This window comes from Mycobacterium sp. (genome assembly GCF_036490025.1).
Lineage (GTDB): Bacteria > Actinomycetota > Actinomycetes > Mycobacteriales > Mycobacteriaceae > Mycobacterium.
Map to the genome: position 1 here is coordinate 1 of NZ_DASXEP010000127.1, position 24,179 is coordinate 24,179.

24 protein-coding genes and 1 pseudogene are annotated in these 24,179 nt (G+C 66.3%); 20 read left to right on the forward strand and 5 right to left on the reverse strand.

The window, feature by feature from the left end; all coding sequences use genetic code 11:
* The 6 genes from metH to VGG53_RS13405 all read left to right on the forward strand — a co-directional run.
* The coding region (gene metH / locus VGG53_RS13380; protein WP_331518541.1) for a methionine synthase at positions 1-2,643 on the forward strand (2,643 nt) is incomplete at its 5' end.
* Between the two features lie 8 nt (positions 2,644-2,651).
* Complete coding sequence (locus tag VGG53_RS13385; RefSeq protein ID WP_331518542.1) at positions 2,652-4,109, forward strand: sugar porter family MFS transporter; 1,458 nt, start codon at positions 2,652-2,654, stop codon at positions 4,107-4,109.
* 27 nt (positions 4,110-4,136) lie between these two features.
* Positions 4,137-4,418: a phosphoribosyl-ATP diphosphatase gene (locus VGG53_RS13390; protein WP_331518543.1), complete on the forward strand. Its 282-nt coding sequence runs from the start codon at positions 4,137-4,139 to the stop codon at positions 4,416-4,418.
* Positions 4,418-5,311, forward strand: a complete 894-nt coding sequence (gene hisG, locus VGG53_RS13395) for an ATP phosphoribosyltransferase (RefSeq protein WP_331518544.1) — start codon at positions 4,418-4,420, stop codon at positions 5,309-5,311. The genes VGG53_RS13390 and hisG overlap by 1 nt, the downstream gene beginning before the upstream one ends.
* Before the next feature lie 86 nt (positions 5,312-5,397).
* On the forward strand, positions 5,398-5,877 hold the full coding sequence (locus VGG53_RS13400) for a DUF4126 family protein (RefSeq protein ID WP_331518545.1): 480 nt from the start codon (positions 5,398-5,400) through the stop codon (positions 5,875-5,877).
* Positions 5,874-7,244 (forward strand): FAD-containing oxidoreductase, encoded by a 1,371-nt coding sequence (locus tag VGG53_RS13405; protein ID WP_331518546.1) that lies wholly within the window; start codon positions 5,874-5,876, stop codon positions 7,242-7,244. The genes VGG53_RS13400 and VGG53_RS13405 overlap by 4 nt, the downstream gene beginning before the upstream one ends.
* Before the next feature lie 7 nt (positions 7,245-7,251).
* Here the strand turns inward: VGG53_RS13405 and VGG53_RS13410 are convergent, their stop codons facing one another.
* A complete protein-coding gene (locus tag VGG53_RS13410; RefSeq protein WP_331518547.1) occupies positions 7,252-8,139 on the reverse strand; it encodes a RecB family exonuclease in 888 nt (295 codons plus the stop codon).
* 74 nt (positions 8,140-8,213) lie between these two features.
* Between VGG53_RS13410 and trmI the strand changes: the two genes are divergently transcribed.
* Positions 8,214-9,056 carry a tRNA (adenine(58)-N(1))-methyltransferase TrmI gene (trmI, locus tag VGG53_RS13415; protein ID WP_331518548.1) on the forward strand — a complete coding sequence of 281 codons (843 nt, stop codon included), beginning with the start codon at positions 8,214-8,216 and terminating at the stop codon, positions 9,054-9,056.
* Here the strand turns inward: trmI and VGG53_RS13420 are convergent, their stop codons facing one another.
* From VGG53_RS13420 to VGG53_RS13430, 3 genes are read right to left on the reverse strand one after another with little or no spacing between them, the layout of a single operon-like run.
* A complete protein-coding gene (locus VGG53_RS13420; protein ID WP_331518549.1) occupies positions 9,057-9,350 on the reverse strand; it encodes a DUF503 domain-containing protein in 294 nt (97 codons plus the stop codon).
* A 7-nt stretch (positions 9,351-9,357) separates the two neighbouring features.
* Positions 9,358-9,897 (reverse strand): hypothetical protein, encoded by a 540-nt coding sequence (locus tag VGG53_RS13425; protein WP_331518550.1) that lies wholly within the window; start codon positions 9,895-9,897, stop codon positions 9,358-9,360.
* A 10-nt stretch (positions 9,898-9,907) separates the two neighbouring features.
* Positions 9,908-10,381: a hypothetical protein gene (locus tag VGG53_RS13430; protein WP_331518672.1), complete on the reverse strand. Its 474-nt coding sequence runs from the start codon at positions 10,379-10,381 to the stop codon at positions 9,908-9,910.
* Positions 10,382-10,554: 173 nt separating this feature from the next.
* Between VGG53_RS13430 and arc the strand changes: the two genes are divergently transcribed.
* On the forward strand, positions 10,555-12,381 hold the full coding sequence (gene arc, locus VGG53_RS13435) for a proteasome ATPase (RefSeq protein WP_331518551.1): 1,827 nt from the start codon (positions 10,555-10,557) through the stop codon (positions 12,379-12,381).
* Positions 12,382-12,408: 27 nt separating this feature from the next.
* Here the strand turns inward: arc and VGG53_RS13440 are convergent, their stop codons facing one another.
* Positions 12,409-13,047 (reverse strand): hypothetical protein, encoded by a 639-nt coding sequence (locus VGG53_RS13440; protein WP_331518673.1) that lies wholly within the window; start codon positions 13,045-13,047, stop codon positions 12,409-12,411.
* 85 nt (positions 13,048-13,132) lie between these two features.
* On the opposite strand from VGG53_RS13440, the gene dop reads away from it, so the two are divergent.
* From dop to tatA, 12 genes and pseudogenes are all read left to right on the forward strand, one after another.
* A complete protein-coding gene (gene dop, locus VGG53_RS13445; protein WP_331518552.1) occupies positions 13,133-14,641 on the forward strand; it encodes a pup deamidase/depupylase in 1,509 nt (502 codons plus the stop codon).
* A 104-nt stretch (positions 14,642-14,745) separates the two neighbouring features.
* Positions 14,746-14,940, forward strand: a complete 195-nt coding sequence (locus VGG53_RS13450; protein WP_043409984.1) for a ubiquitin-like protein Pup — start codon at positions 14,746-14,748, stop codon at positions 14,938-14,940.
* Positions 14,937-15,824 carry a proteasome subunit beta gene (gene prcB, locus VGG53_RS13455; protein ID WP_331518553.1) on the forward strand — a complete coding sequence of 296 codons (888 nt, stop codon included), beginning with the start codon at positions 14,937-14,939 and terminating at the stop codon, positions 15,822-15,824. Before VGG53_RS13450 ends, prcB begins: the two co-directional genes overlap by 4 nt.
* Entirely contained in the window at positions 15,821-16,579 is a 759-nt protein-coding gene (gene prcA, locus VGG53_RS13460) for a proteasome subunit alpha (RefSeq protein WP_331518554.1), read from the forward strand. The genes prcB and prcA overlap by 4 nt, the downstream gene beginning before the upstream one ends.
* A gap of 10 nt (positions 16,580-16,589) precedes the next feature.
* Positions 16,590-17,441, forward strand: coding sequence for a DMT family transporter (locus tag VGG53_RS13465; RefSeq protein WP_331518555.1), 852 nt, complete (start codon positions 16,590-16,592; stop codon positions 17,439-17,441).
* Between the two features lie 119 nt (positions 17,442-17,560).
* The gene (locus VGG53_RS13470) at positions 17,561-18,769 is read left to right on the forward strand and encodes a DUF222 domain-containing protein (protein ID WP_331518556.1); all 1,209 of its coding nucleotides are present in this window, start codon (positions 17,561-17,563) and stop codon (positions 18,767-18,769) included.
* 196 nt (positions 18,770-18,965) lie between these two features.
* Positions 18,966-20,048 carry an IS110 family transposase gene (locus tag VGG53_RS13475; RefSeq protein WP_331518557.1) on the forward strand — a complete coding sequence of 361 codons (1,083 nt, stop codon included), beginning with the start codon at positions 18,966-18,968 and terminating at the stop codon, positions 20,046-20,048.
* 7 nt (positions 20,049-20,055) lie between these two features.
* A pseudogene (locus VGG53_RS13480) lies at positions 20,056-20,475 on the forward strand (HNH endonuclease signature motif containing protein); the annotation flags it as partial.
* Between the two features lie 9 nt (positions 20,476-20,484).
* Positions 20,485-21,843 (forward strand): Pup--protein ligase, encoded by a 1,359-nt coding sequence (pafA, locus tag VGG53_RS13485; protein WP_331518558.1) that lies wholly within the window; start codon positions 20,485-20,487, stop codon positions 21,841-21,843.
* A gap of 64 nt (positions 21,844-21,907) precedes the next feature.
* The gene (locus VGG53_RS13490) at positions 21,908-22,906 is read left to right on the forward strand and encodes a YafY family protein (RefSeq protein WP_331518559.1); all 999 of its coding nucleotides are present in this window, start codon (positions 21,908-21,910) and stop codon (positions 22,904-22,906) included.
* A complete protein-coding gene (locus VGG53_RS13495; RefSeq protein WP_331518560.1) occupies positions 22,903-23,877 on the forward strand; it encodes a YafY family protein in 975 nt (324 codons plus the stop codon). Before VGG53_RS13490 ends, VGG53_RS13495 begins: the two co-directional genes overlap by 4 nt.
* Positions 23,878-23,924: 47 nt before the next feature.
* The gene (tatA, locus tag VGG53_RS13500; protein WP_331518561.1) at positions 23,925-24,167 is read left to right on the forward strand and encodes a Sec-independent protein translocase subunit TatA; all 243 of its coding nucleotides are present in this window, start codon (positions 23,925-23,927) and stop codon (positions 24,165-24,167) included.
* Positions 24,168-24,179: the final 12 nt, after the last annotated feature.

The window sequence follows — 24,179 nt, forward strand, 5'->3', positions numbered from 1 at the left end:
GTGGGGGAGCGGACGAACATCACCGGCTCGCTCCGGTTCCGCAACCTGATCCGCGACGGCGACTACAACACCGCGCTCGCCGTTGCGCGCCAGCAGGTCGAGAACGGCGCGCAGATCATCGACATCAACATGGACGAGGGCATGATCGACGGCGTCGCGGCGATGGACCGCTTCCTCAAGCTGATCGCCAGCGAACCCGACATCAGCCGGGTGCCGCTGATGATCGACTCGTCGAAGTTCGAGGTCATCGAAGCCGGGCTGCGCTGCGTGCAGGGCAAGCCGATCGTCAACTCGATCTCGATGAAGGAGGGCGAGGAGAAGTTCCGGCGCGAGGCCCGGCTGTGCCGCAAGTACGGCGCCGCCGTCGTGGTGATGGCCTTCGACGAGCAGGGCCAGGCCGACAACCTGGAGCGCCGCAAGGAGATCTGCGGGCGCGCCTACCGGATCCTGACCGAAGAGGTCGGATTCCCGGCCGAGGACATCATCTTCGACCCGAACTGCTTCGCGCTGGCGACCGGTATCGAGGAGCACGCGACGTACGGGATCGACTTCATCGAGGCCTGCGCCTGGATCAAGGAGAACCTGCCCGGGGTACACATCTCCGGCGGTATCTCGAACGTGTCGTTCTCGTTCCGCGGCAACAATCCCGTCCGCGAGGCGATCCACGCGGTGTTCCTGTACCACGCCATCAAGGCTGGCCTGGACATGGGCATCGTCAACGCGGGTGCGCTGGTGCCCTACGACTCGATCGACCCCGAGTTGCGGGACCGCATCGAGGACGTCGTGCTGAACCGTCGCGAGGACTCCGCCGAACGGCTGTTGGAGATCGCGGAGCGATTCAACAGTGCGGAAGAACCCGGTGACGCAAAGGTTGCGGAGTGGCGATCTCTCCCGGTCCGCGAGCGGATCACGCACGCCCTGGTCAAGGGCATCGACGCCGACGTCGATGCCGACACCGAGGAGCTGCGGGCCGAGATCGACGCCGCCGGTGGTCGCCCGATCGAGGTGATCGAGGGGCCCCTGATGGACGGCATGAACGTCGTCGGTGACCTCTTCGGCGCGGGCAAGATGTTCCTGCCCCAGGTGGTGAAGTCGGCCCGGGTGATGAAGAAGGCCGTGGCGTACCTGCTGCCGTACATCGAGGCGGAGAAGGAAGAGTCCGGCGCTGCTGCTGGGAAAGAGACCAACGGCACGATCATCATGGCGACCGTGAAGGGCGACGTCCACGACATCGGCAAGAACATCGTCGGGGTCGTCCTGCAGTGCAACAACTACGAGGTGATCGACCTCGGTGTGATGGTGCCTGCCCAGAACATCCTGGACGCGGCCAAGGAGCACAATGCCGACATCATCGGGCTGTCCGGACTGATCACCCCGTCCCTGGACGAGATGGTCAACTTCGCCGCCGAGATGGAGCGTCAGGGCCTGGAGATCCCGCTGCTGATCGGTGGCGCGACCACCTCGCGGGCTCACACGGCCGTGAAGGTGTCGCCGCGTCGTAGCGGCCCGGTGGTCTGGGTCAAGGACGCCTCCCGCTCGGTGCCGGTCGCTGCGGCGCTGCTCGACGACAAGCAGCGTCCAGCCCTGCTGGAGGCCACCGAGAAGGATTACGCATCTCTTCGCGAACGGCACGCCCAGAAGAACGAGCGCCCGATGCTGACGCTGGAGAAGGCCCGCGCGAACCGGACGCCGATCGAGTGGGAGGGCTACACGCCGCCGGTGCCTGCCCAGGGCCTCGGCGTGCGGGATTTTCACGACTACGACCTCGCCGAGTTGCGCGAGTACATCGACTGGCAGCCGTTCTTCAACGCCTGGGAGATGAAGGGCAGGTTCCCCGACATCCTCAACAACCCGGCCTCGGGCGAGGCTGCCCGCAAGCTGTACGACGACGCCCAGGAGATGCTCGACACCCTGATCAAGGAGAAGTGGCTGACTGCCAACGGGGTGATCGGGTTCTTTCCGGCAAACGCGGTCGGTGATGACATCGAGGTCTACACCGATGACACCCGTACCGAGGTGATGACCAGGTTGCACAACCTGCGCCAGCAGGGCGAGCGCCGGCCCGGCATCCCGCACCGGAGCCTCGGCGACTACATCGCGCCCAAAGAAACTGGGGTCACCGACTTTATCGGCGCCTTCGCCGTCACCGCGGGGCTCGGCAGCCAGGACAAGATCGCGGAGTTCAAGGCCGCCCTCGACGACTACAGCGCGATCCTGCTGGAGTCGATCGCCGACCGGCTGGCCGAGGCTTTCGCCGAACGGCTGCACCAACGGGTTCGCAAGGAGTTCTGGGGATTCCAGGCTGACGAGCAGTTGGACAATGACGCGCTCATCAGTGAGAAGTACGTGGGAATCCGCCCTGCCCCCGGCTACCCGGCCTGCCCGGAGCACACCGAGAAGGCGACGCTCTGGAAGTTGATGGACGTCCGGGAGCGGACTGGCATCGAGTTGACCGAGTCGATGGCGATGTGGCCCGGTGCTGCCGTCAGCGGCTGGTATTTCTCGCACCCGCAGTCGCAGTACTTCGTGGTCGGTCGGATGGCCCAGGACCAGGTCGCCGACTACGCGAGGCGCAAGGGCTGGACCCTGCAGGAAGCCGAGCGCTGGCTCGCCCCCAATCTCGGCTACAACCCGGAGGACTGAGTCCCCCGTTGGTTGACTTCGCAGAGGACCTGCCCGCCGATCCCCGCGCCGCGCATGCGGCCTTCTTGTCCGCCGTTCGGTTCGCGTCGGTGGCCGCGATCGGTGGACTGCTGTTCGGCTTCGACGTCTCGACGACCAACCGTGCGGTCAAGGCGTTGCAGGCGACCTTCCAGATCGGCAACGGGGTCCTGGGCTTCGCTGCGGCCTCGGGGGTGCTGGGTGCGGCGATCGGAGCGGTGTGGGCCGGCCGGATCGGCGACCGGGTCGGCCGGCTGTCGATGATGAAGCTTTCGGCGGCTTCGTTTTTCGTGTGCGGACTTGGTGCCGGGTTGGCAACCGGCATATGGATGTTCATCGTCTTCCACCTCATCGGCGGTATAGGCATCGGCTTGTCGTCGGTTGCGGCCCCGGCCTACATCGCCGAGGTCTCACCCCCACGCTTACGTGGCCGGCTCGGCTCGCTCCAGCAGCTGGCCATTGTGTGTGGCCTGTTCGGGGCGCTGGCACTGACCTGGGTGCCGTTCCACCTTGCGGGCGGTGCGACCAAGCCGCTCTGGCTGGGGCTGGCTGCCTGGCGTTGGACCTTTCTCAGCGAGTTGCTCTTGGCGCTGCTCTACTTCGTGCTGCTGTTCACCATTCCCGAGTCGCCGCGCTATCTAGTTGCTCGGCAACGTATTTCGCAGGCCAATCAGGTGCTTTCCAGGCTGCTTGGTGAACGCGACGCCCAGCGCACCATTGCCCGGATCGCCGACACCCTCGAGCAAGAGAAGCCACAGTCGTGGCGCGATCTGCGCAAACCGACCGGCGGGCTGTACGGCATCGTCTGGGTCGGTCTGGGAATGGCCGTCTTCCAGCAGTTCGTCGGTATCAACGTGATCTTCAACTACTCCGATTTGCTCTGGGAGACAGTGGGATTCGGTGAGAAGTCGTCGTTCACGATCGGTCTGGTGACCACGGGTGTCAACGTGCTGATCACGTTGGTGGCGATCGCGCTGATCGACCGGCTCGGTCGCAGACCGCTGCTGCTGGCGGGATCGGCGGGCATGTCGCTGATGCTGATCACCATGACGGTCGTTTTCGCCGGCGCGTCCTTCCGAAACGGTGAGCCACAACTCGACGGGGCTTCCGGGATCGTCGCGCTGGTGGCGGCCAACTTGTTCGTGGTGTCGTTCGCCGTGTCCTGGGGACCGGTGTTGTGGGTGCTGCTGGGCGAGATGTTCCCCAACCGGATCCGGTCGGCAGCGCTGGGCCTGGCTTCGGGCGTGCAGTGGATGGCCAACTGGACCATCGCGGTGACGTTCCCGGCGCTACGGCACGCCCTTCCGGTGGCCTACGGCTTCTACACGCTGTGTGCGGTGCTGTCGCTGGTTTTCGTCTGGCGCTGGGTCCGGGAGACCAACGGGATGTCGTTGGAAGACATGCCCGACGAGGTGTCCCCGGCCGGCGGCTCACCCGCCGTCACCTGAAACCGCCGTGACTTTGATCAGCTACGCATGAAACAATCGCTGGCCGTGAAGACCTTCGAGGATTTGTTTGCCGAACTCGGCGAACGTGCCCGCACCCGGCCGCCCGGCAGCAGTACCGTCGTCGCGCTGGACGGCGGAGTGCATGCGCTGGGCAAGAAGATCCTCGAGGAGGCCGGTGAAGTATGGTTGGCGGCCGAGCACGAATCCGACGAGGCGCTGGCCGAGGAAATCAGCCAGTTGCTGTATTGGGCTCAGGTGCTGATGATCGCCCGCGGGCTGACACTCGACGACGTGTATCGGAAACTGTGATGGCGCCACTTCACCGCAACGGGTCCACCCGACTGCGAGTAGCGGTACCCAACAAGGGCGCGTTGAGCGAGTCGTCCGTCGAGATTCTCGCCGAGGCCGGGTATCGCCGTCGCACCGATCCCAAAGACCTGACCGTCATCGACCCGCACAACAACGTCGAGTTCTTTTTCTTGCGGCCCAAAGACATCGCTATCTACGTCGGCTCGGGTGAGCTCGACTTCGGAATAACCGGACGGGATTTGGCCCGAGAGGCCCGCGCGCCGATCCGCGAGCGACTGGCGTTGGGCTTCGGGTCGTCCAGCTTCCGCTACGCCGCCCCGGCCGGGCGGGACTGGACCATCGATGACCTGGCCGGGCGTCGGATCGCCACCGCCTACCCCAACCTGGTGCGAGAAGACTTGGCCGCCCGCGGGATTGACGCGACCGTGATCCGGCTGGACGGTGCCGTGGAGATATCGATACAGCTCGGCGTCGCCGACGCGATTGCCGACGTGGTGGGCTCGGGCCGCACGCTGAACTTGCATAATCTGGTGGCCTTCGGCGAGACGCTCTGCGATTCCGAAGCGGTCCTCATCGAACAGGTCGACCCCGCCGTCAGCAACGACGCCCCGGGCTCCGCCGCCCGCGATCAACTGGTGGCCCGGGTGCAGGGCGTGGTGTTCGGGCAGCAGTACTTGATGCTGGATTACGACTGCCCGCGTTCGGTTCTCGACGATGCGACGTCAATCACGCCGGGTTTGGAGTCGCCCACGATCGCCCCGCTGGCCGACCCTGATTGGGTGGCGGTACGGGCGCTGGTGCCGCGCCGGGACGTCAACGGGATCATGGACGAACTGGCGGCCATCGGCGCCAAAGCCATCCTGGCATCAGACATCCGGTTCTGTCGCTTCTGATCTTGAATGGGCCGGTGGGGCCGGCCTTGCTGTGTTAGCGTCCCGCTTGACCCGCGTTTGATTGTCGAGCCCTCAGGAGGGTCGCTGTGACGCATTTCTATGTTCTGCTCTTAGCTCTGGGAATCGGTGTCATCGCCGGACTGCGCTCCTTGACACCGCCCGCCGTCCTCGCCTGGGCGGCTTTCCTGCATTGGATCAACTTGAGTCATACCTGGGCGTCCTGGCTCGGCACGCTGGCCGCTGTCATCGTGTTCAGTCTTCTCGCGGTGGGTGAACTGTTCCTCGACAAACAACCCAAGACGCCCAGCCGCACCGCGCCGCCGTCGTTCATCGCCCGAATCCTGTTGGGCGCCTTCGCCGGTGCGGTCATCGGTACCATGTGGAACTTCAAGTGGAGCTCGCTCGGCACGGGTGTCGTCGGCGCGGTGCTCGGCACCATGGCTGGCTACCAGGCGCGCGCCCGACTGGCCGGATCGGTTGGCCGTGACCTGCCGGTCGCTCTACTCGAAGACGCCGTCGCCGTCGGCGGTGGATTCGCGATTGCCGCTGTCACAGCCGCTCTGTGACACAGCGTTTCGACGCAATCGTGGTGGGTGCCGGCCAGGCCGGACCTCCGCTGGCCGGACGGCTCACCGCGGCCGGTCACACCGTTGCCCTGGTGGAGCGCAAGCTGATCGGCGGTACCTGCGTCAACACCGGATGCATCCCGACCAAGACACTGGTGGCCAGCGCGCAGGCGGCGCATCTGGCCCGCCGCGGTGCCGACTACGGTGTCGAGACCGGTGCGGTCAGCGTGGACATGGCGAAAGTCAAGGCGCGCAAGGACGCCGTCATGCTGGACGATCGCAGGGGCGTCGAAGACTGGCTTGACGGCATGGAAGGCTGCACCGTGTTTCGCGGCCATGCCCGCTTCGAAGATCCGCACACGCTGCGGGTCGGGGATGAGACACTGCACGCCGAGCGCATTTTCCTCAATGTCGGCGGCCGTGCGGTGGTGCCCGACATCCCCGGGCTGGGCGACATCGGCTATCTGACCAACGTGTCCATCCTCGAACTCGACACGCTGCCCGAGCATCTCGTCGTGGTCGGTGGTAGTTACATCGCAGTCGAATTCGCGCAGATGTACCGGCGCTTCGGCGCGAGAGTGACCGTGGTCGAAAAGGGACCGCGACTGGCGTTGCGTGAAGACGACGATGTCTCCGACACGGTCAGGACGATCCTGGAGAACGAAGGCATCGACATCGTCGTCAACGCCACCGATATCCGGATAACCAAGCGCAACAATGGATTTGAGCTGATACCGAGTGCCGGTGCGGAACCGATTGCCGGCACTCATCTGCTGCTGGCGGTCGGGCGGCGCCCCAACACGGACGACCTCGGCCTGGAGCAAGCCGGTGTCGACACCGACGCGCGCGGATACATCACCGTCGACGACCAATTGAAAACCAGCGCCGGTCACATCTGGGCGATGGGCGACTGCAACGGCAAGGGCGCGTTCACCCACACCTCCTACAACGATTTCGAAATCGTCGCGGGCAACCTGCTCGACGGCGACCCGCGGCGCGTCAGCGACCGGATTCCGGCCTACGCGCTCTACATCGACCCGCCGCTGGGACGCGCCGGACTGACCGTCGAGCAGGTTCGGGCGTCCGGCCGCCCCGCCCTGGTGGGTCAGCGGCCGATGACCAAAGTCGGGCGTGCGGTGGAAAAGGGCGAAACCCAAGGTTTTATGAAGGTCGTGGTCGACGCCGAGACGCAGCAGATACTGGGGGCGGCCATCCTCGGCGTCGGAGGCGACGAGGCCATTCACTGCATTCTCGATGTGATGTCGGCCAAGGCGCCCTACACCACGCTGGCCCGCACGATGCATATTCACCCGACGGTCTGCGAGCTGATACCCACGATGCTGCAGGAGGTGTCGCCGCTGCAGTAGTGGCCGGTCAGGCGGCCGGCTCGGCTCCCTGTTGCAGCACGGTGTCCGCATCGCCTTCATCGGGATGACGGGGCCAACCCGGGTATGGCGGCGGGGTGCCGCCGAATACCGGACAGTGCTCGTGGTGCGCGCACCAATCACACAGCCGCGACGGCCGCGGCCGGAAATCGCCTGTGGCACCGGCAGATTGAATGGCCTGCCAAATCGCCGTCAACGTCTTCTCGAAACGCAACAGCTCGGCTTCGTCGGGGGAGTAGTCCAGCAGCTGGCCGTCGGCGAGGTAGATGAGGCGCAGCCGGGTCGGAAGCACCCCGCGTGAGCGCAGTAACGCGACCGCGTAGAACTTCATCTGGAACATGGCCTTGAACTCGGCCAGCGCTCGCGCTTCGGGTGGGGCCTTGCCGGTTTTGTAGTCCACCACCCGCAACTCGCCGGTGGGCGCGACATCGATCCGGTCGATGATCCCGCGCAGCAACGTGCCGTCGGCGAGTTCGACCTCGATGCGTTGCTCGCAGCTCTGCGGGTCGAACCGGGTCGGGTCCTCCAGCCGGTAGTAGCCGGACAGCAGCTTGCGCGCCTCGTCAAGCAGGTTGCTCTGCTGCTCGGCGTCCAACTGGTCGGCCAGCTCGGGCTCGTCGGCGATGATCTGCTCCCACGCCGGACCGACCAGCGCATCGACGGTCTGCGGGCCGCGTTGCGCCGCGGGCAGACCATAGAGCTGCTCCAGTGCGGCATGCACCACCGAGCCGCGCAGCTGCGCGGTCGACGGTGGCTCGGGCAGGCGGTCGATTGCCCGGAAGCGGTACAGCAGCGGGCACTGCTTGAAGTCGGCCGCGCGTGACGGTGACAGCGCCGGCCGTTTGGCTGGTTTGCCCGGTTCGTCGGCGCGACTCATATCCGCAGCCTAGGGGCCAGGTCGGACAACCCCGCGCAGCTGTCGCGGCGCGTCTGCTGGCAGGCTTACCGGCTGTGTCCGCAACCGGCCCGTTCGATATCGGTGATCGCGTCCAGCTCACCGACGCCAAGGGCCGGCACTACACGATGCTGCTCAGCGCAGGCAGTGAATTTCACACTCACCGGGGCGCGATCGCGCACGACGCGGTGATCGGGCTGCCGGAAGGCAGCGTGGTCAAGTCGGCCAACGGTGACCGGTTCCTGGTGTTGCGTCCGTTGCTGGTCGACTACGTGATGTCGATGCCGCGCGGCGCGCAGGTGGTCTACCCGAAAGACGCCGCCCAGATCGTGCACGAGGGGGACATCTTCCCGGGGGCGCGGGTATTGGAGGCGGGTGCCGGCTCCGGGGCGCTGACCTGTTCGCTACTGCGCGCGGTCGGGCCTACCGGGCAGGTGATCTCCTACGACGTGCGTGCCGATCACGCCGACCACGCCCGCCGCAATGTGGAGACGTTCTTCGGTCGCATCCCCGACAACTGGCGGCTGGTCATCAGCGACGTGGTCGATGCCGATCTGCCCGACGGCTCCGTGGAGCGGGTCGTGCTGGACATGCTCGCGCCGTGGCAGGTGCTCGACCGAGTCTCGCGGGCGATCATCGCCGGCGGCGTGCTGATGATCTACGTTGCGACCGTTACTCAACTGTCGAAGACCGTGGAGGCGCTGCGCGAGCAGCAGTGCTGGACCGAACCCCGGGCCTGGGAGACGATGCAGCGGGGCTGGAATGTCGTCGGGCTGGCCGTGCGCCCGCAACACAACATGCGCGGACACACAGCGTTTTTGGTGTCCGCGCGCCGACTGGCTCCGGGCACCGTCACCCCGACGCCGATGGGCAGGAAGCAACGCCCAACCGAGCCCTGATCAGTCGTCGCTGCGTCGCAGATCTCGGCGTACCGACAGCAATTCGAATTCCGGGTGAGCGGCCACCAGGCGTTCGGCCGCGTCGAGCACCTCGACGGCATGTCGGCGGTCCGCCGAGACCATCGCCACGCCGATAGCCGCCCGCCGGTGCAGCTCCTGCGATCCCGTCTCGGCGGCCGACACGCCGAACTTGCGCTGCAGCTTGGCCACCACCGGCCGCACCACCGATCGCTTCTGCTTGAGCGAGCGCACGTCGCCGAGCAGCAGATCAAACTCGAGCCAGCCGATCCACATCGTGGCGTCAGCGACCCGGCGTCGCCGGGGGCGGGGCGGACTCCGACTTGAACGCCAGCAGCACGTCGGCGGTCCGCGCCGATAGCTGCCATCCGCCTTGAAACGGCTTGAATTCCATGGGAAATGCGAACCTGGGACCGCGCGGATTGGATGAGCTGACGCTGACGTTGGCCACCACGTCGGCCGGGTCCCGGTCTGACCAGCCGACGTCGCGCACACCGAACTTCGCCGGTGCGTAGCCGCCGTTGAGCAACGCGTTGGCGAATTGGTCGAAGACAACGCCGTTTTCAGGGGTGGCGCCCTCGACCAGGTTCAGCTTCTGCAGACCGGGCACTGCGGGATCGGCCAGCCGGTAGAGCACACCGGCCAGGGCGTCCGGCGGGGGCAGCGGAGCGGTCTGCGCGGCGGCCGGCGGACTCGGCGACGCGGACGTCGGCGGTTGCGCACTCTCGGTTGAGGCATCGTGTTCGTCACCCGAACATCCCGAGAGTCCGAGCGCCACCGCACAAGCGACGGCGCTGAAGACTGTGGTCAGGCGTCGGCGCATCCGGCCGCTGTCAGTGGCCCGATGAACGCACCGACTGGATCAGCGTCATCGCCGAGTCATGCGACAGCTTCCAGCCGCCCTGATCGACGAACCTGAGGTTCTCCACCGTCGGCGCCAGGTGCGGGCCGGACGCCGTGATGCTGGCTGACGCCGCGCCCGGACCGGCGGGCACGATGTTGGTGATGTTGAACATCAGCGGCAGGCTGCCCTTGGAGGCGGCCTTTTGCAGTTCGTGGTCGGCCAAGGAGGCCGGAACCGGAATGCCACCTTCGACGAGGTAGCCCTTGCTGGCGAACGGCACGCTGGGGTCCTGCAAGGTGTTGAGGACGCTGACCAGCTGGTCGGCGGTTGGCACATCCACCCCCGGGTCCAGCGGCAGCGGCGCGCCGAAGACTACCGGCTGAACTCGAGGAGACTCGGAGGTAACGGATGCAATACAGCTCACACCCGCGGCCGCCGCGCCGATCGCAGCCACCGCCGCCATGCCTGTGGCTAGGGATTTCACGCTCACAAGGGTCCTCTCGGTAAAGCCAACTCAACAAGATGTTAACGCTGGTGCCAGTGTGCACCATTTCGAGTTCCCGCATGAATTGGAAATCGCCGGTAGCGTTGACGTATCCGCCGCACCACCGTCCCGGAGCGGGAAAGGAGCGCACCATGGGTGAATTTGAGCGTGAAGCGTTCGGTAACCCACGCGAACCAGACCTCTCCAGCGAGGACGCTGCCGAGTTGGAAGAGCTTCGGCGCGAGGCCGCGATATTGCGCGAGCAGTTGGACAACGCTGCCGGACCGCACGGCACCGCCCGCAGTCCACGCGATGTTCACCAGCTCGAGGCCAGGATCGACTCGTTGGCGTCGCGCAATTCCAAGCTGATGGAAACCCTCAAGGAAGCCCGCCAGCAGCTGCTGGCGTTGCGCGAAGAGGTCGACCGGCTCGGGCAGCCGCCCAGCGGCTACGGCGTGCTGTTGGCCGGCCACGAGGACGACACCATCGACGTCTTCACCTCGGGACGCAAGATGCGCCTGACCTGCTCGCCCAACATCGACGTCAAGTCGTTGCGTAAAGGTCAGACAGTTCGGCTCAATGAGGCTTTAACCGTCGTCGAGGCCGGCACGTATGAATCAGTCGGCGAGATTTCAACTCTGCGCGAGATTCTCGCCGACGGTCACCGCGCGTTGGTGGTCGGTCACGCCGACGAGGAGCGCATCGTCTGGCTGGCCGAGCCGTTGGTGGCCGAGGATCTGCCGGAGGGCCATCCCGATGCTCTCAACGACGACACGCGGCCGCGCCGGCTGCGTCCCGGCGACTCGCTGCTGGTGGACACCAAGGCCGGTTACGCCTTCGAGCGCATCCCCAAGGCCGAGGTCGAGGACCTGGTGCTCGAAGAGGTTCCCGACGTCACCTACAACGACATCGGCGGGCTGGGCCGGCAGATCGAGCAGATCCGCGACGCGGTGGAGCTGCCGTTCCTGCACAAGGAGCTCTACCGCGAATACGCGCTGCGCCCGCCCAAAGGTGTGCTGCTCTACGGCCCGCCCGGGTGCGGTAAGACGTTGATTGCCAAGGCCGTTGCCAACTCGTTGGCCAAAAAGATGGCCGAGGTCCGTGGCGACGATGCCCGCGAGGCCAAGTCCTACTTCCTCAACATCAAGGGTCCGGAGCTGCTGAACAAGTTCGTCGGCGAGACCGAACGCCACATCCGGCTGATCTTCCAGCGGGCCCGCGAGAAGGCGTCCGAAGGCACTCCGGTGATTGTGTTCTTCGACGAGATGGACTCGATCTTCCGTACCCGCGGCACCGGGGTTTCCTCGGACGTGGAGACGACGGTCGTCCCGCAGCTGCTCAGCGAGATCGACGGCGTCGAGGGGCTGGAGAACGTCATCGTGATCGGCGCCTCCAACCGCGAGGACATGATCGACCCCGCGATCCTGCGGCCCGGCCGCCTCGACGTGAAGATCAAGATCGAGCGTCCGGACGCCGAGTCGGCGCAGGACATTTTCTCGAAGTACCTTGTCGAGACCCTGCCGGTGCACGCCGATGACATCACCGAGTTCGACGGTGACCGCGGGGCGTGCATCAAGGCGATGATCGAGAAGGTCGTCGACCGGATGTACGCCGAGATCGACGACAACCGGTTCCTGGAGGTCACCTACGCCAACGGTGACAAAGAAGTCATGTACTTCAAGGACTTCAACTCCGGCGCGATGATTCAGAATGTCGTCGACCGGGCGAAGAAGAACGCCATCAAGTCGGTGTTGGAGACGGGTCAGAGGGGTCTGCGCATCCAGCACCTGCTCGACTCGATCGTCGACGAGTTCGCCGAGAACGAAGACTTGCCCAACACCACCAATCCCGATGACTGGGCCCGGATTTCGGGCAAGAAGGGCGAGCGGATCGTCTACATTCGCACGCTGGTCACCGGCAAGAGCTCGAGTGCCTCACGGGCGATCGACACCGAGTCCAACCTCGGTCAGTACCTGTAGCGGCGGGCCGGCGCCAAAAGATAAGGCTCAGCCGGCCAGCAGCGAGTAACTGTTGGTCAGGTCGTCCTGCAGAACCTGGGCGGCGTGCGTGGTGGTGTCGATGCGCAACGGGCCGTCCAGCGTTCGGGTTTGGTAGGTCCACCCGTCGGGCAGGGTGAGCCGCTCGCCCAGCCCGGGCAGGTCGGCCCGCGACAGGTTGGGATCGACAATCTGGCTCCAGGTCTGCATCACCCACCGCCGGAACGCGGGGTCGTGCAATTCGTAGACTTCTTCGCCGGCGTCGTAGGTGAAAGCGGTGTGCCGGTGGACCTGATTTGCGGTGTAGGGCGCCGGGTTCATCGCCGACAGCACAACCTGGGCTTGCAGCAACATGTCGATTCCGCCGAAGTTTTTGACGATCCGCGGGCCCTGGGTCATCTTCTCGATCTCGTTCATCAACCAGTACCGTGGGCCGTTGAGTAACGCTGTGGCAGCACCGTTTTCGGTCGCAATCGCCTTCGCGTCCAGCGCCGACCACAAGTCGGCCGGACAGTCGTTGAGCGGATAACTGTTGTAGACGGACGCCTGTGGCCCCGCCTCGCCCGGCGTCACCAAAAGAACTTCGCCGTAGCGTTTTCCAGACAGGCCGGTGATGGGTTCGGCGGGCACCAGGGTGAAGGTAATCACTTGAATCACCTGCGTCAATGGTCCGTCGGCTCTCTCGGCCGCCCCGCCGCGCGGGGCGCGTCTTCGCCACGCCTAGGCTTGAGCGATGCAACGAATTATCGGAACGGAGGTCGAATACGGCATCTCGTCGCCGTCGGACCCGACCGCCAACCCGATCCTGACTTCAACGCAGGCCGTGCTGGCCTATGCCGCCGCCGCCGGTATTCAGCGCGCCAAGCGCACCCGCTGGGACTACGAGGTGGAATCGCCGCTGCGGGATGCGCGCGGTTTCGACCTGAGCCGCTCTGCGGGCCCGCCCCCGGTGGTCGACGCCGACGAGGTCGGCGCCGCCAACATGATCTTGACAAACGGCGCACGGCTCTACGTCGACCACGCGCACCCGGAGTACTCCGCACCCGAATGCACCGACCCGTTGGACGCGGTGGTCTGGGACAAGGCCGGCGAGCGGGTGATGGAGGCAGCCGCCCGGCACGTCGCCAGCGTCCCCGGGGCCGCCAAGCTGCAGCTGTACAAGAACAACGTCGACGGCAAAGGTGCCTCCTACGGCTCGCACGAGAACTATCTGATGAGCCGGCAGACCCCGTTCTCATCCGTGATCGCCGGGCTGACCCCGTTCCTGGTGTCCCGCCAGGTAGTCACCGGGTCTGGGCGGGTCGGCATCGGTCCGGCCGGAGACGAGCCGGGCTTCCAGCTCTCGCAGCGATCGGACTACATCGAGGTCGAGGTCGGGCTGGAGACCACGCTGAAGCGCGGGATCATCAATACCCGCGACGAACCGCACGCCGACGCCGACCGTTACCGGCGGCTGCACGTCATCATCGGCGACGCCAACCTCTCCGAGACGTCGACCTACCTCAAACTCGGGACCACCGCGCTGGTGCTGGACTTGATCGAGGACGGCCCGGCGCACGGAATAGACCTCAGTGACTTGGCGCTGGCCCGGCCGGTGCACGCCGTGCACGCGGTAAGCCGCGATCCAGCCCTGCGGGCCACCGTCGCCTTGGCCGACGGCCGCGAGCTGACCGCCCTTGCGCTGCAACGGATTTACCTGGATCGAGTGGCGAAGCTGGTCGATGGCCGCGATCACGACGCCCGCGCGGCCGACGTCGTGGAGACCTGGGCGCATGTGCTCGATCTGCTCGAGCGGGATCCGATGGAGTGCGCCGAGCTGCTGGACTGGCCGGCAAAGCTGCGGCTCCTCGAGGGTTTCCGTCATCGGGAGAACCTGAGTTGGTCGGCGCCGCGACTGCACCTGGTCGATCTGCAGTACTCCGATGTCCGGCTGGACAAGGGGCTGTACAACCGGCTGGTGGCGCGCGGCTCGATGAAGCGCTTGGTCAGCGAACAGCAGGTGATCGACGCGGTGGAGAACCCGCCGACGGATACCCGGGCCTATTTTCGCGGCGAATGCCTGCGCCGCTTCGGCGCGGATATCGCGGCGGCCAGCTGGGACTCGGTGATCTTCGACCTGGGCGGTGATTCGCTGGTGCGTATCCCGACGCTGGAGCCGCTGCGCGGCAGCAAGGCGCACGTCGGGGCGCTGCTGGATTCGGTGAACAGCGCGGTGGAACTGGTGGAACAGCTGACCACCTGACCGGCCGGACAATGAGGTTTAGCCGGGGTATTAGCGGCCTCGACCGGTAGGGTGGAGAAACCGACAGGCGTGTATCACGGCCGATGACGAAGCAGGAGGCAGCGATGGCCCAAGAGCAGACCAAGCGTGGTGGTGGCGGCGGCGATGACGACGACCCCACCGCCAGCACGGCCGCGGGCCAGGAGCGTCGCGAAAAGCTGACCGAGGAGACCGACGACCTGCTCGACGAGATCGACGATGTTCTGGAAGAGAACGCCGAAGACTTCGTCCGCGCATACGTCCAAAAGGGCGGACAGTGACCTGGCCCTACCGCGATCGCCTGGCCACCAACTCTGCACTTCCCGGAACCGCCCCCGGCGGCCTCTCCTCATTCACCGATCATTTGCGTCGCGCAGCCCCCGAGCTGCTGCCCGCGGGCGTCGGTAGCGCAGACGCCGTCACGCCGAGTTCTGCGCTGCCGCACGGAACGACGATCGTCGCGCTGAAGTACCCGGGCGGCGCCCTCATCGCCGGCGATCGGCGCTCGACGCAGGGCAACATGATCGCGGGGCGCGATGTGCAGAAGGTGTACATCACCGATGACTACACCGCGACCGGGATCGCCGGCACCGCGGCCATCGCGGTCGAATTCGCACGCCTCTACGCCGTCGAACTCGAGCATTACGAGAAGCTGGAAGGCGTGGCGCTCACGTTCGCGGGCAAGGTGAACCGGCTCGCGATCATGGTTCGCGGCAACCTCGCTGCGGCGATGCAGGGTCTGGTGGCGCTACCGCTACTCGTCGGTTTCGACATCGACGATCCGGATCCATCGAAGGCGGGCCGCATCGTCTCCTTCGATGCCGCCGGCGGCTGGAACCTGGAAGAAGAGGGTTACCAGTCGGTCGGCTCAGGCTCGATTTTCGCCAAATCGTCCATCAAGAAGCTGTACTCGCAAGTGACGGACACGGATTCGGCGCTGCGGGTTGCCGTGGAGGCGCTCTACGACGCGGCCGACGACGATTCGGCCACCGGCGGTCCCGACCTGGTTCGCGGGATCTTTCCGACCGCGGTCACCATCGGCGCCGACGGCGCGGCCAACGTAGCCGAGCAGCACATCGCTGAGCTGGCGCGGGACGTCATCGAAAGACGTTCCCGTGCTGATACTTTCGGCCCGGATGCCGATCGTGCGGGAAGTGATTCATGAGTTTTCCGTACTTCATCTCGCCCGAGCAGGCGATGCGCGAGCGAAGCGAGCTCGCGCGCAAGGGTATTGCGCGAGGCCGCAGCGTGGTCGCGCTCGCCTACGCCGGCGGTGTGCTGTTCGTCGCGGAGAACCCGTCACGCTCGCTTCAGAAAGTCAGTGAGCTCTATGACCGGGTGGGCTTTGCCGCCGTCGGCCGATTCAACGAATTCGACAACCTGCGCCGCGGCGGTATTCAGTTCGCCGACACCCGCGGCTACGCCTACGACCGCCGTGATGTGACCGGCCGGCAGCTGGCCAACGTCTACGCGCAGACGCTTGGCACGATCTTCACCGAGCAGGCCAAGCCGTACGAAGTCGAGCTGTGTGTGGCCGAAGTCGCTCACTACGGCGAGACCAAACCGCCTGAGCTGTATCGGATTACCTACGATGGCTCGATCGCCGACGAGCCGCATTTCGTCGTGATGGGCGGGACCACCGAGCCGATCGCCACCGCGCTCAAAGACTCCTACGCCGAGAACGCCAATTTGGCCGATGCGGTGCACATTGCGGTCGGCGCCCTGCAGGCGGGCAGCGCCGAGGGGTCAGGAAATGAGCAGGCCGCTCTGGGGGTGTCGAACTTGGAGGTCGCAATCCTGGACGCCAACCGGCCGCGCCGGGCGTTCCGACGCATCACCGGCGCGGCACTCGAGCGGCTCATACCCGAACGCAACGGCTCTGAGTCGGCGGACGACTCGGCGGAGAAATCGTCGAAATAGGCTCTGTCCCATGCTGATCGGTTTGCTGCTCGCATTGGGCTGTTCGGTGTGCTACGGCACGGCGACGGTGTTGCAGGCCGCGGCGACCCGCTCGGTGGATGCCGGCAGCAGTGATTCCGGAGTCGATGCGGCCCTGCTGCTGCGAGCGTTGCGGCAATGGCGTTACCTGGCGGGCATCGGGCTCGACGCACTGGGCTTCTTACTGCAAGTGGCGGCGTTGAGATTAGTACCGATTTATGTCGTCGCCGCCGCGATCGCCGCGTCGCTTGCCGTCACCGCGATCGTGGCCGCCTGGGTGCTGTCCACCCGGCTGTCTCCACTGGAGTGGGCAGCCGTGGCGGTGGTGTGCGCGAGCCTTGCGATGCTCGGGCTGGCCGCCGGGCCGGAGGGATCCGGGCGCGGCCCGGCCCAGCTGGGCTGGGCGCTGCTGGTGATCGTCGCCGTCGTGCTCGTCGCCGGTGCGGCCGCGGGCCGGCTGGGCGATCGCTCCCGCGCCCTCGTGCTGGGGCTGGGGGCCGGCGCCGGCTTCGGCGTTGTCGAGATCGCCGTCCGCCTGATCGATTCGATGGACCCGACCAAGGCCGCGTTCTATACCAATCCCGCCGTCTACGCGGTGATCGCCGGCGGGGTGGCCGGGTTTCTGCTGCTCACCTCCGCGTTGAGCCGCGGATCGGTGACCACGGCCGTGGCCGGGATGGTTATGGGGGAGACGGTGGGCCCTGCCCTGGTCGGGGTGGCCTGGCTGGGCGACCGGACACGCGCGGGCCTGAGCTGGATGGTCGTAGCCGGGTTCGCGATAGCCGTCCTGGCGACTCTGGCGCTGAGCCGGTTCGGCGAACCCCCCGAGCCTGCCGAGTCCTGACGTCAGCGCGGCTGTGGTCGCGGCCCCGGTTATCCACAGTTAGCCCGTTGTCCACAGTTGCGGGTCAAGCTGGCGGCGTATTGCCTGTTTGAGGCAGCGCGGCCGCTAGAATCGTACGTATGTTCGATACAGGATTGCCGGGCCCGGGGGAGTTGGCCGGCGCCGACGACAGCATGGTGGCCGCCGCCATTACTGGCTGGGCCCGCGTCGAGGCAGCTGCTTCTGCGCGTCGGCTGGCGGCGATTGCCGAGTTGGTGCGCCGCCGCGCTGACGGGCCCACCGATTGCGCGCAGTGGTCGTGCGACAACTGGGATTCAGTGACCGCGGAGGTCGCTGCCGCCTTGCACGTCAGCCACGGGATGGCGTCGGGCCAGATGTATCTGAGTGTGGCACTACGCGACCGCCTGCCGAATGTCGCGGCGGTGTTCGCGGAGGGGATGCTCAGCGCGCGGTTGGTGGCTGCGATCGTGTGGCGCACCGATCTGATCAAAGACGAAGCGGCGCTGGCCTTGGCCGACAAGACGTTGGCCGAAGAGGCGATCCGGTTCGGGCCGCTGTCCGTAGCGAAGACGGACACGGCGATCGACGCGATCATCGATCGCTACGATCCCGCGGCGCTGCGGCGCACCCGGGCAGCGGCGCGTGGCCGCGACGTCGTGATCGACTCGGCGGATGGTCAGGACGGCACCACCAACCTATGGGGAACGTTGTACTCGAGCGACGCCGCAGTACTGGACCGGCGGCTGACGCAGATGGCGCACGGGGTGTGCGATGACGACCCGCGCACCGTCGCTCAGCGCCGCGCCGACGCGCTGGGCGCGCTGGCCGCCGGGGCCGACCGGCTGGCCTGTGGCTGCGGCAATGCCGCCTGCTCGGCCGGTGTCGATGTCGACCATCGGGCGACGAGCGTCGTCATTCACGTGGTCGCCGAAGAATCGGCCCTGGCTGCGGCTCCCGACCCACACACGTCGGGAGAGCGACCGGCGCGGCCCGTCGGCCCGAGCACACCGCTCTCGGAGGCGCTGGCTCCCGACCCCGAACCAAATCCAGCCGGCGACGGGATACAACGGCGGGCCAGTCTGATTGTCGGCGGCGGTGTGGTGCCGGCGCCGCTACTGGCCGAGTTGATCAGCGGTGGCGCCAAGGTCACGCCGGTGCGGCATCCCGGCGACGCACCCGCCGAGTCGGGTTATCGGCCGTCGGCCGCGCTGGAACGGTTCATCCGGTGCCGGGATATGACTTGCCGGTTCCCGGGCTGTGACCGACCGGCCGAGTTCTGCGATGTCGACAGAGAGTATGGGAGTGCGTCACTCCCGGTGGCGGTCTGACTCTGACCTCGATTGACGCCGACTGGTTGTCCTTGTGTGGATCTGTCGGCCGTCGCTGGGAGTGGCGTGCGACGTCACCGACGCGACGGCTGTGACCTCATAGGAGCTTGCGCTACAAGCACCCATCTCTGTCCTGTCCAACCGCCGACGCCGGTGTCGCCACCCATCCACCGGAATAGAGGACGGCAGGTACAGCATGACAACACATTCGGGGTTTCGTCACGTCGTGATCGGCGTCGATACCCACAAACTCACCCATCACGGCGCAGCACTGGACGCTGAGACCGGGAAACTGCTCGCCGAACGCGAGTTCCCCGCGACCCCGACCGGTTACCGGCAACTGTTGTCCTGGGCAGGTGCGCTTGGCACGCTGGTCAAGGCCGGGCTGGAGGGAACCGGGTCCTACGGGGCTGGCCTGCAACGGTTTCTGCAGGCTCACGACGTGACGGTGATCGAGGTATCCCGGCCCAATCGGCAAGATCGGCGCCGGCGCGGCAAGTCCGACCCGATCGATGCGATCAATGCTGCCCGCGCGGTGCTCAGCGAAGCTGCGCTGGCCATGCCCAAGAATCGCCAGGGGTATGTCGAATCGGTGCGTGAGATCCGGGCGACCCGCCGCAGTGCGGTCAAGGCACGCAGGGCTGCATTGCATCAGATCCATGGACTGCTGTGGTGCGCTCCCGACGGCTTGCGCGCGAAGTTGTCCAGCTACGACCGGGCGGCCTTGGTGGCGCGCTGCGCGCGACTGCGTATCCCAGCCAACGGCGCTATCGACGATCCCACGGTCACGGCCCGCAGGATGCTGCGCCGACTGGCCAAACGGATTCAGATGATCGATGAGGAGATCGCCGAAGCCAATCATGAGCTCGAGGCCATACTGGCCGAACATGCGCCAACTCTGTTGTCGATCAACGGTGTTGGAACCGAGGCGGCCGGTCAGATGCTCACCACGGCAGGTCAAAACATCGAACGGCTGAAGTCCGAGGCATCCCTGGCGCGGCTGTGCGGAGTGGCCCCCGTCCCGGCCAGCAGCGGCAACACCATCCGCCACCGCCTGCACCGCGGCGGCGACCGAGACGCCAACAGCTCCATCCATCTGATCGTCGTCAACCGGCTCCGCTGGCACGAACCCACCAAGGTCTACCTGACCCGCCGAACCCACGAAGGCAAGACCAAAAAGGAGATCATCCGCTGCCTCAAACGGGCTGTGGTCCGCGAGCTCTACCAGGCACTCCAAACCGACCTAAACCCAACAATGCAGAGACTTGACGCTGCATAGGAGCATCCACACGGTGCCTTTTCCGTTCGGACTGACCCACGCGTCGAACTTGAAATGCCTTTGCAGAAAACATCATTTGCTGAAAACTTTCTGGACCGGATGGTCGGACGAGCAACGGTCCGATGGCACCATCGTCTGGACAGCGCCGACTGGCCAGACCTACACCACTCGGCCGGGCAGTAGCCTGTTGTTTCCCAGCCTGTGTCGGCCCACCGGCGAATTGCCCAGTGCCCCAAGAGTTGACCGAACAGCCGGTGATCGCGGGCTGATGATGCCCAGGCGTTACCGAAGCCGCGAACAAGACCGGGCTCGCCGAATCGACGCTGAACGCGCCCTCAACGCGGCTCACGTCGCCGAGCGCAACAAGCCTCCGCCGTTCCAGCGCTATTCAGCGAGCCGCGCCGCGAGGCGGTCGTCTAACAAGTAGGCTCGAATTGTGCAGCGGCGGATCATGGGCATCGAGACCGAATTCGGTGTCACCTGCACATTTCACGGCCACCGTCGTCTGTCGCCCGACGAAGTGGCCCGTTACCTGTTTCGACGGGTGGTCTCCTGGGGCCGCAGCTCCAACGTTTTCCTGCGCAACGGGGCACGGCTGTACCTGGACGTGGGCAGTCACCCCGAATACGCCACCGCCGAATGCGACAGCCTGGTGCAGCTGGTCACCCATGATCGCGCAGGCGAGCGGGTGCTGGAAGACCTGCTGATCGACGCCGAGCAGCGACTGGCCGACGAGGGTATCGGCGGCGACATCTACCTGTTCAAGAACAACACCGACTCGGCGGGCAACTCCTATGGCTGCCACGAGAACTACTTGATCGTGCGGGCCGGCGAATTCTCCCGAATCTCCGATGTGCTGCTGCCGTTCCTGGTCACTCGCCAGCTCATCTGCGGCGCCGGCAAGGTGCTGCAAACGCCCAAGGCCGCGACCTTCTGCCTGTCGCAGCGCGCCGAGCACATCTGGGAGGGTGTCTCCAGTGCGACGACCCGATCCCGTCCCATCATCAACACCCGCGACGAGCCGCACGCAGACGCCGAGAAATACCGGCGTCTGCACGTCATCGTCGGCGACTCCAACATGTGCGAGACCACCACCATGCTCAAGGTGGGCACCGCGTCGCTGGTGCTGGAAATGATCGAAGCCGGCGTGGCGTTCCGCGACTTTTCGCTGGACAACCCGATCCGGGCCATCCGCGAAGTCAGCCATGACGTCACCGGCCGGCGACCGGTGCGGCTGGCCGGCGGGCGCCAGGCCAGCGCGCTGGATATCCAGCGCGAGTACTACGCGCGCGCCGTCGAGCACCTGCAGACTCGCGAGCCCAACGCCCAGATCGAGCAGGTCGTCGATCTGTGGGGTCGCCAACTCGACGCGGTGGAAAGCCAGGACTTCGCCAAGGTCGACACCGAAGTCGACTGGGTGATCAAGCGCAAGCTGTTCCAGCGCTACCAGGACCGCTACGACATGGAGCTGTCCGATCCGAAGATCGCCCAGCTGGACCTGGCCTACCACGACATCAAGCGGGGCCGCGGCGTCTTCGATCTGCTGCAGCGCAAGGGTCTGGCGTCGCGCATCACCACCGACGAGGAAATCGATGCCGCCGTGGATCAGCCGCCGCAGACGACACGGGCGCGGCTGCGTGGCGAGTTCATCAGCGCCGCCCAGGCGGCCGGACGCGATTTCACCGTCGACTGGGTGCACCTCAAGCTCAACGACCAGGCTCAGCGCACGGTGCTGTGCAAAGATCCGTTCCGGTCGGTCGATGAGCGGGTCAAGCGGCTGATCGCCAGCATGTAGCCCGGAACCACCAGGGAAAGCCGGGTGAATTCCGGCCGAGAATCCGGCAATTAGGGTGGTGCGGGTGGCGGTTTCCAAAGTCGAACGATTGATGAATCTCGTCATCGCATTGCTGTCTACCCGCAGCTACATCACCGCAGAGAAAATCCGGTCCAGCGTGGCGGGATACGCGGACAGCACCAGCGACGAGGCGTTCTCGCGGATGTTCGAGCGCGACAAGAATGAGCTGCGCGATCTGGGCATCCCGCTGGAAACCGGCAAGGTGTCGTCGTTCGATCCGGTGGAGGGTTACCGGATCAACCGCGACTCGTACGCACTGCCTGCCGTCGAGCTGACCGGTGACGAGGCCACCGCCGTCGCCGTGGCCACCCAGCTGTGGGAGTCGCCGGAACTGATCACCGCCACGCAGGGGGCGCTGCTGAAACTGCGCGCGGCCGGCGTGGACGTCGATCCGGTCGTGCCGATCGCCATCGCGTCGCCGGCCGGCAGCGTGGGCCTGCGGGGGTCGGAAAACGTTCTGGGAGCGCTGTTGTCGGCGATCGACTCCGGGCAGGTTGTGCAGTTTCCGCACCGCCCGTCACGTACCGAGCCGTACACCGTGCGCACCGTCGAGCCGTGGGGCGTGGTGACCGAGAAGGGTCGCTGGTATCTCATCGGGCACGACCGCGATCGCGGCGCCACCCGCACGTTTCGGCTGTCCAGGATCGGCGACGAGGTGACGCCGGTCGGCCCGACCGGGACCGTCGCCCCGCCCGAGGGCGCCGACCTGCGCGAGATCGTGGCCAAGGCGGTCGGAGACGCACCGACGGGCGTGCGGGCGCAGGTCTGGGTTGCCGACGGGCGGGCCACCGCGCTGCGACGTACCGGGACATCGCTGGGTTCCCGGCAGCTGAACGGCCGCGACGGTGACGTGATCGAACTCGACATCGGAACCACCGACCGATTGGCGCGCGATGTCGCCGGCTACGGCGCCGATGCTGTGGTGCTGGAACCGAAACCGCTGCGCGACGAGGTGCTGGGCCGGTTACGCGCTCACGCTGAGGAGCAAGGGGAGCGGCTATGACACCCGTATCGACGCGTCTGGTGCGATTGCTGAACATGGTGCCGTATTTCCAGGCCAACCCGCGGGTCACCCGCGCCCAGGCCGCGACTGACCTGGGCGTTTCCGTCGAGCAGTTGGGGGAGGACCTCGACCAGCTCTGGCTGTGCGGCCTGCCCGGTTACGGGCCCGGCGACTTGATCGACTTCGAATTCACCGGCGATACCGTCGAGGTGGCGTTCTCGGCCGGGATGGACACTCCGCTGCAGCTGACCTCACCGGAAGCCACCGGATTGCTGGTGGCGTTGCGCGCGCTGGCCGATATTCCGGGCGTGGTCGATCCGGAGGCGGCACGCAGCGCGATCGCCAAAATCGAAGCCGCTGCCGGAGCCGCCGGACACGGAAACGACGGCGCCGCGGTCGACGAGCCGGCCCCCGTCGAGAGTCAGGCCGCCGCCGCGGTGCGGGCCGCGGTCCGTGACCACCGGGCGCTGAGCATCGACTACTACGCCGCCTCCCACGACACGCTGTCCACCCGGATCGTCGACCCGATCCGGGTGGTGTTGGTCGGCGGTCACAGCTACCTGGAAGCCTGGTCACGGGAGGCCGACGGCGTGCGGCTGTTCCGGTTCGACCGCATCGTCGAGGCCTCCGTGCTCGACGAGCCTTCCGCGCCACCGGAACCCGCGCTCCAGGCGCCGCCGGACACCTCGCTGTTCGACGCCGACCCCTCGCTGCCGTGGGCGACGCTGCGGCTGGCGCCCGCGGCCTCGTGGATGTTCGAGTACTACCCGATGCGCCTGTTGCGGGAACTGCCCGACGGCTACTGCGAGGCGGCAATGACCTACGCCTCGGAAGACTGGATGGCACGTCAGGTGCTGGGCATGGGATCGGCGGTGCGCGTTCTGGGGCCGCAGTCGCTGGCCGCGCGGGTGCGTGAGGCCGCGGCCGCCGCGCTGGATTCTTACCACGCCGCGGCGCGGTCCGGCTCATGAGACGGCGGCTGCGGTAGCATCGTGGAGACATCTGGAGGTAAATAAAAGTGAATGCTCTGACTCCGGGTCACCTGGCTATCATCGCGGTCCTGGTGATTGTTCTGTTCGGCGCCAAGAGGCTTCCCGACGCCGCTCGCTCACTGGGCAAGTCGTTGCGGATCTTCAAGTCCGAGGTCCGCGAACTGCAAAGCGACCACAAACCGGAAGCGTCTGCCACCCAGGCCGCGCCGGCTCAGCCGGTGCATTCCGAGCGGGTAGAACCGCCGGCGGCTGACGGTCGGTCGGCCTAGCCTGGCATCGCC

Coding starts and splice junctions, on each gene's coding strand:
- VGG53_RS13390 (WP_331518543.1), top strand. CDS start 4,137: ATGAAACAATCGCTGGCCGTGAAGACCTTCGAGGATTTGTTTGCCGAA.
- hisG (WP_331518544.1), top strand. CDS start 4,418: ATGGCGCCACTTCACCGCAACGGGTCCACCCGACTGCGAGTAGCGGTA.
- VGG53_RS13410 (WP_331518547.1), bottom strand. CDS start 8,139: ATGAGTCGCGCCGACGAACCGGGCAAACCAGCCAAACGGCCGGCGCTG.
- VGG53_RS13420 (WP_331518549.1), bottom strand. CDS start 9,350: ATGTGGATCGGCTGGCTCGAGTTTGATCTGCTGCTCGGCGACGTGCGC.
- VGG53_RS13425 (WP_331518550.1), bottom strand. CDS start 9,897: ATGCGCCGACGCCTGACCACAGTCTTCAGCGCCGTCGCTTGTGCGGTG.
- VGG53_RS13430 (WP_331518672.1), bottom strand. CDS start 10,381: ATGGCGGCGGTGGCTGCGATCGGCGCGGCGGCCGCGGGTGTGAGCTGT.
- arc (WP_331518551.1), top strand. CDS start 10,555: ATGGGTGAATTTGAGCGTGAAGCGTTCGGTAACCCACGCGAACCAGAC.
- dop (WP_331518552.1), top strand. CDS start 13,133: ATGCAACGAATTATCGGAACGGAGGTCGAATACGGCATCTCGTCGCCG.
- VGG53_RS13450 (WP_043409984.1), top strand. CDS start 14,746: ATGGCCCAAGAGCAGACCAAGCGTGGTGGTGGCGGCGGCGATGACGAC.
- prcA (WP_331518554.1), top strand. CDS start 15,821: ATGAGTTTTCCGTACTTCATCTCGCCCGAGCAGGCGATGCGCGAGCGA.
- VGG53_RS13465 (WP_331518555.1), top strand. CDS start 16,590: ATGCTGATCGGTTTGCTGCTCGCATTGGGCTGTTCGGTGTGCTACGGC.
- VGG53_RS13470 (WP_331518556.1), top strand. CDS start 17,561: ATGTTCGATACAGGATTGCCGGGCCCGGGGGAGTTGGCCGGCGCCGAC.
- VGG53_RS13475 (WP_331518557.1), top strand. CDS start 18,966: ATGACAACACATTCGGGGTTTCGTCACGTCGTGATCGGCGTCGATACC.
- VGG53_RS13495 (WP_331518560.1), top strand. CDS start 22,903: ATGACACCCGTATCGACGCGTCTGGTGCGATTGCTGAACATGGTGCCG.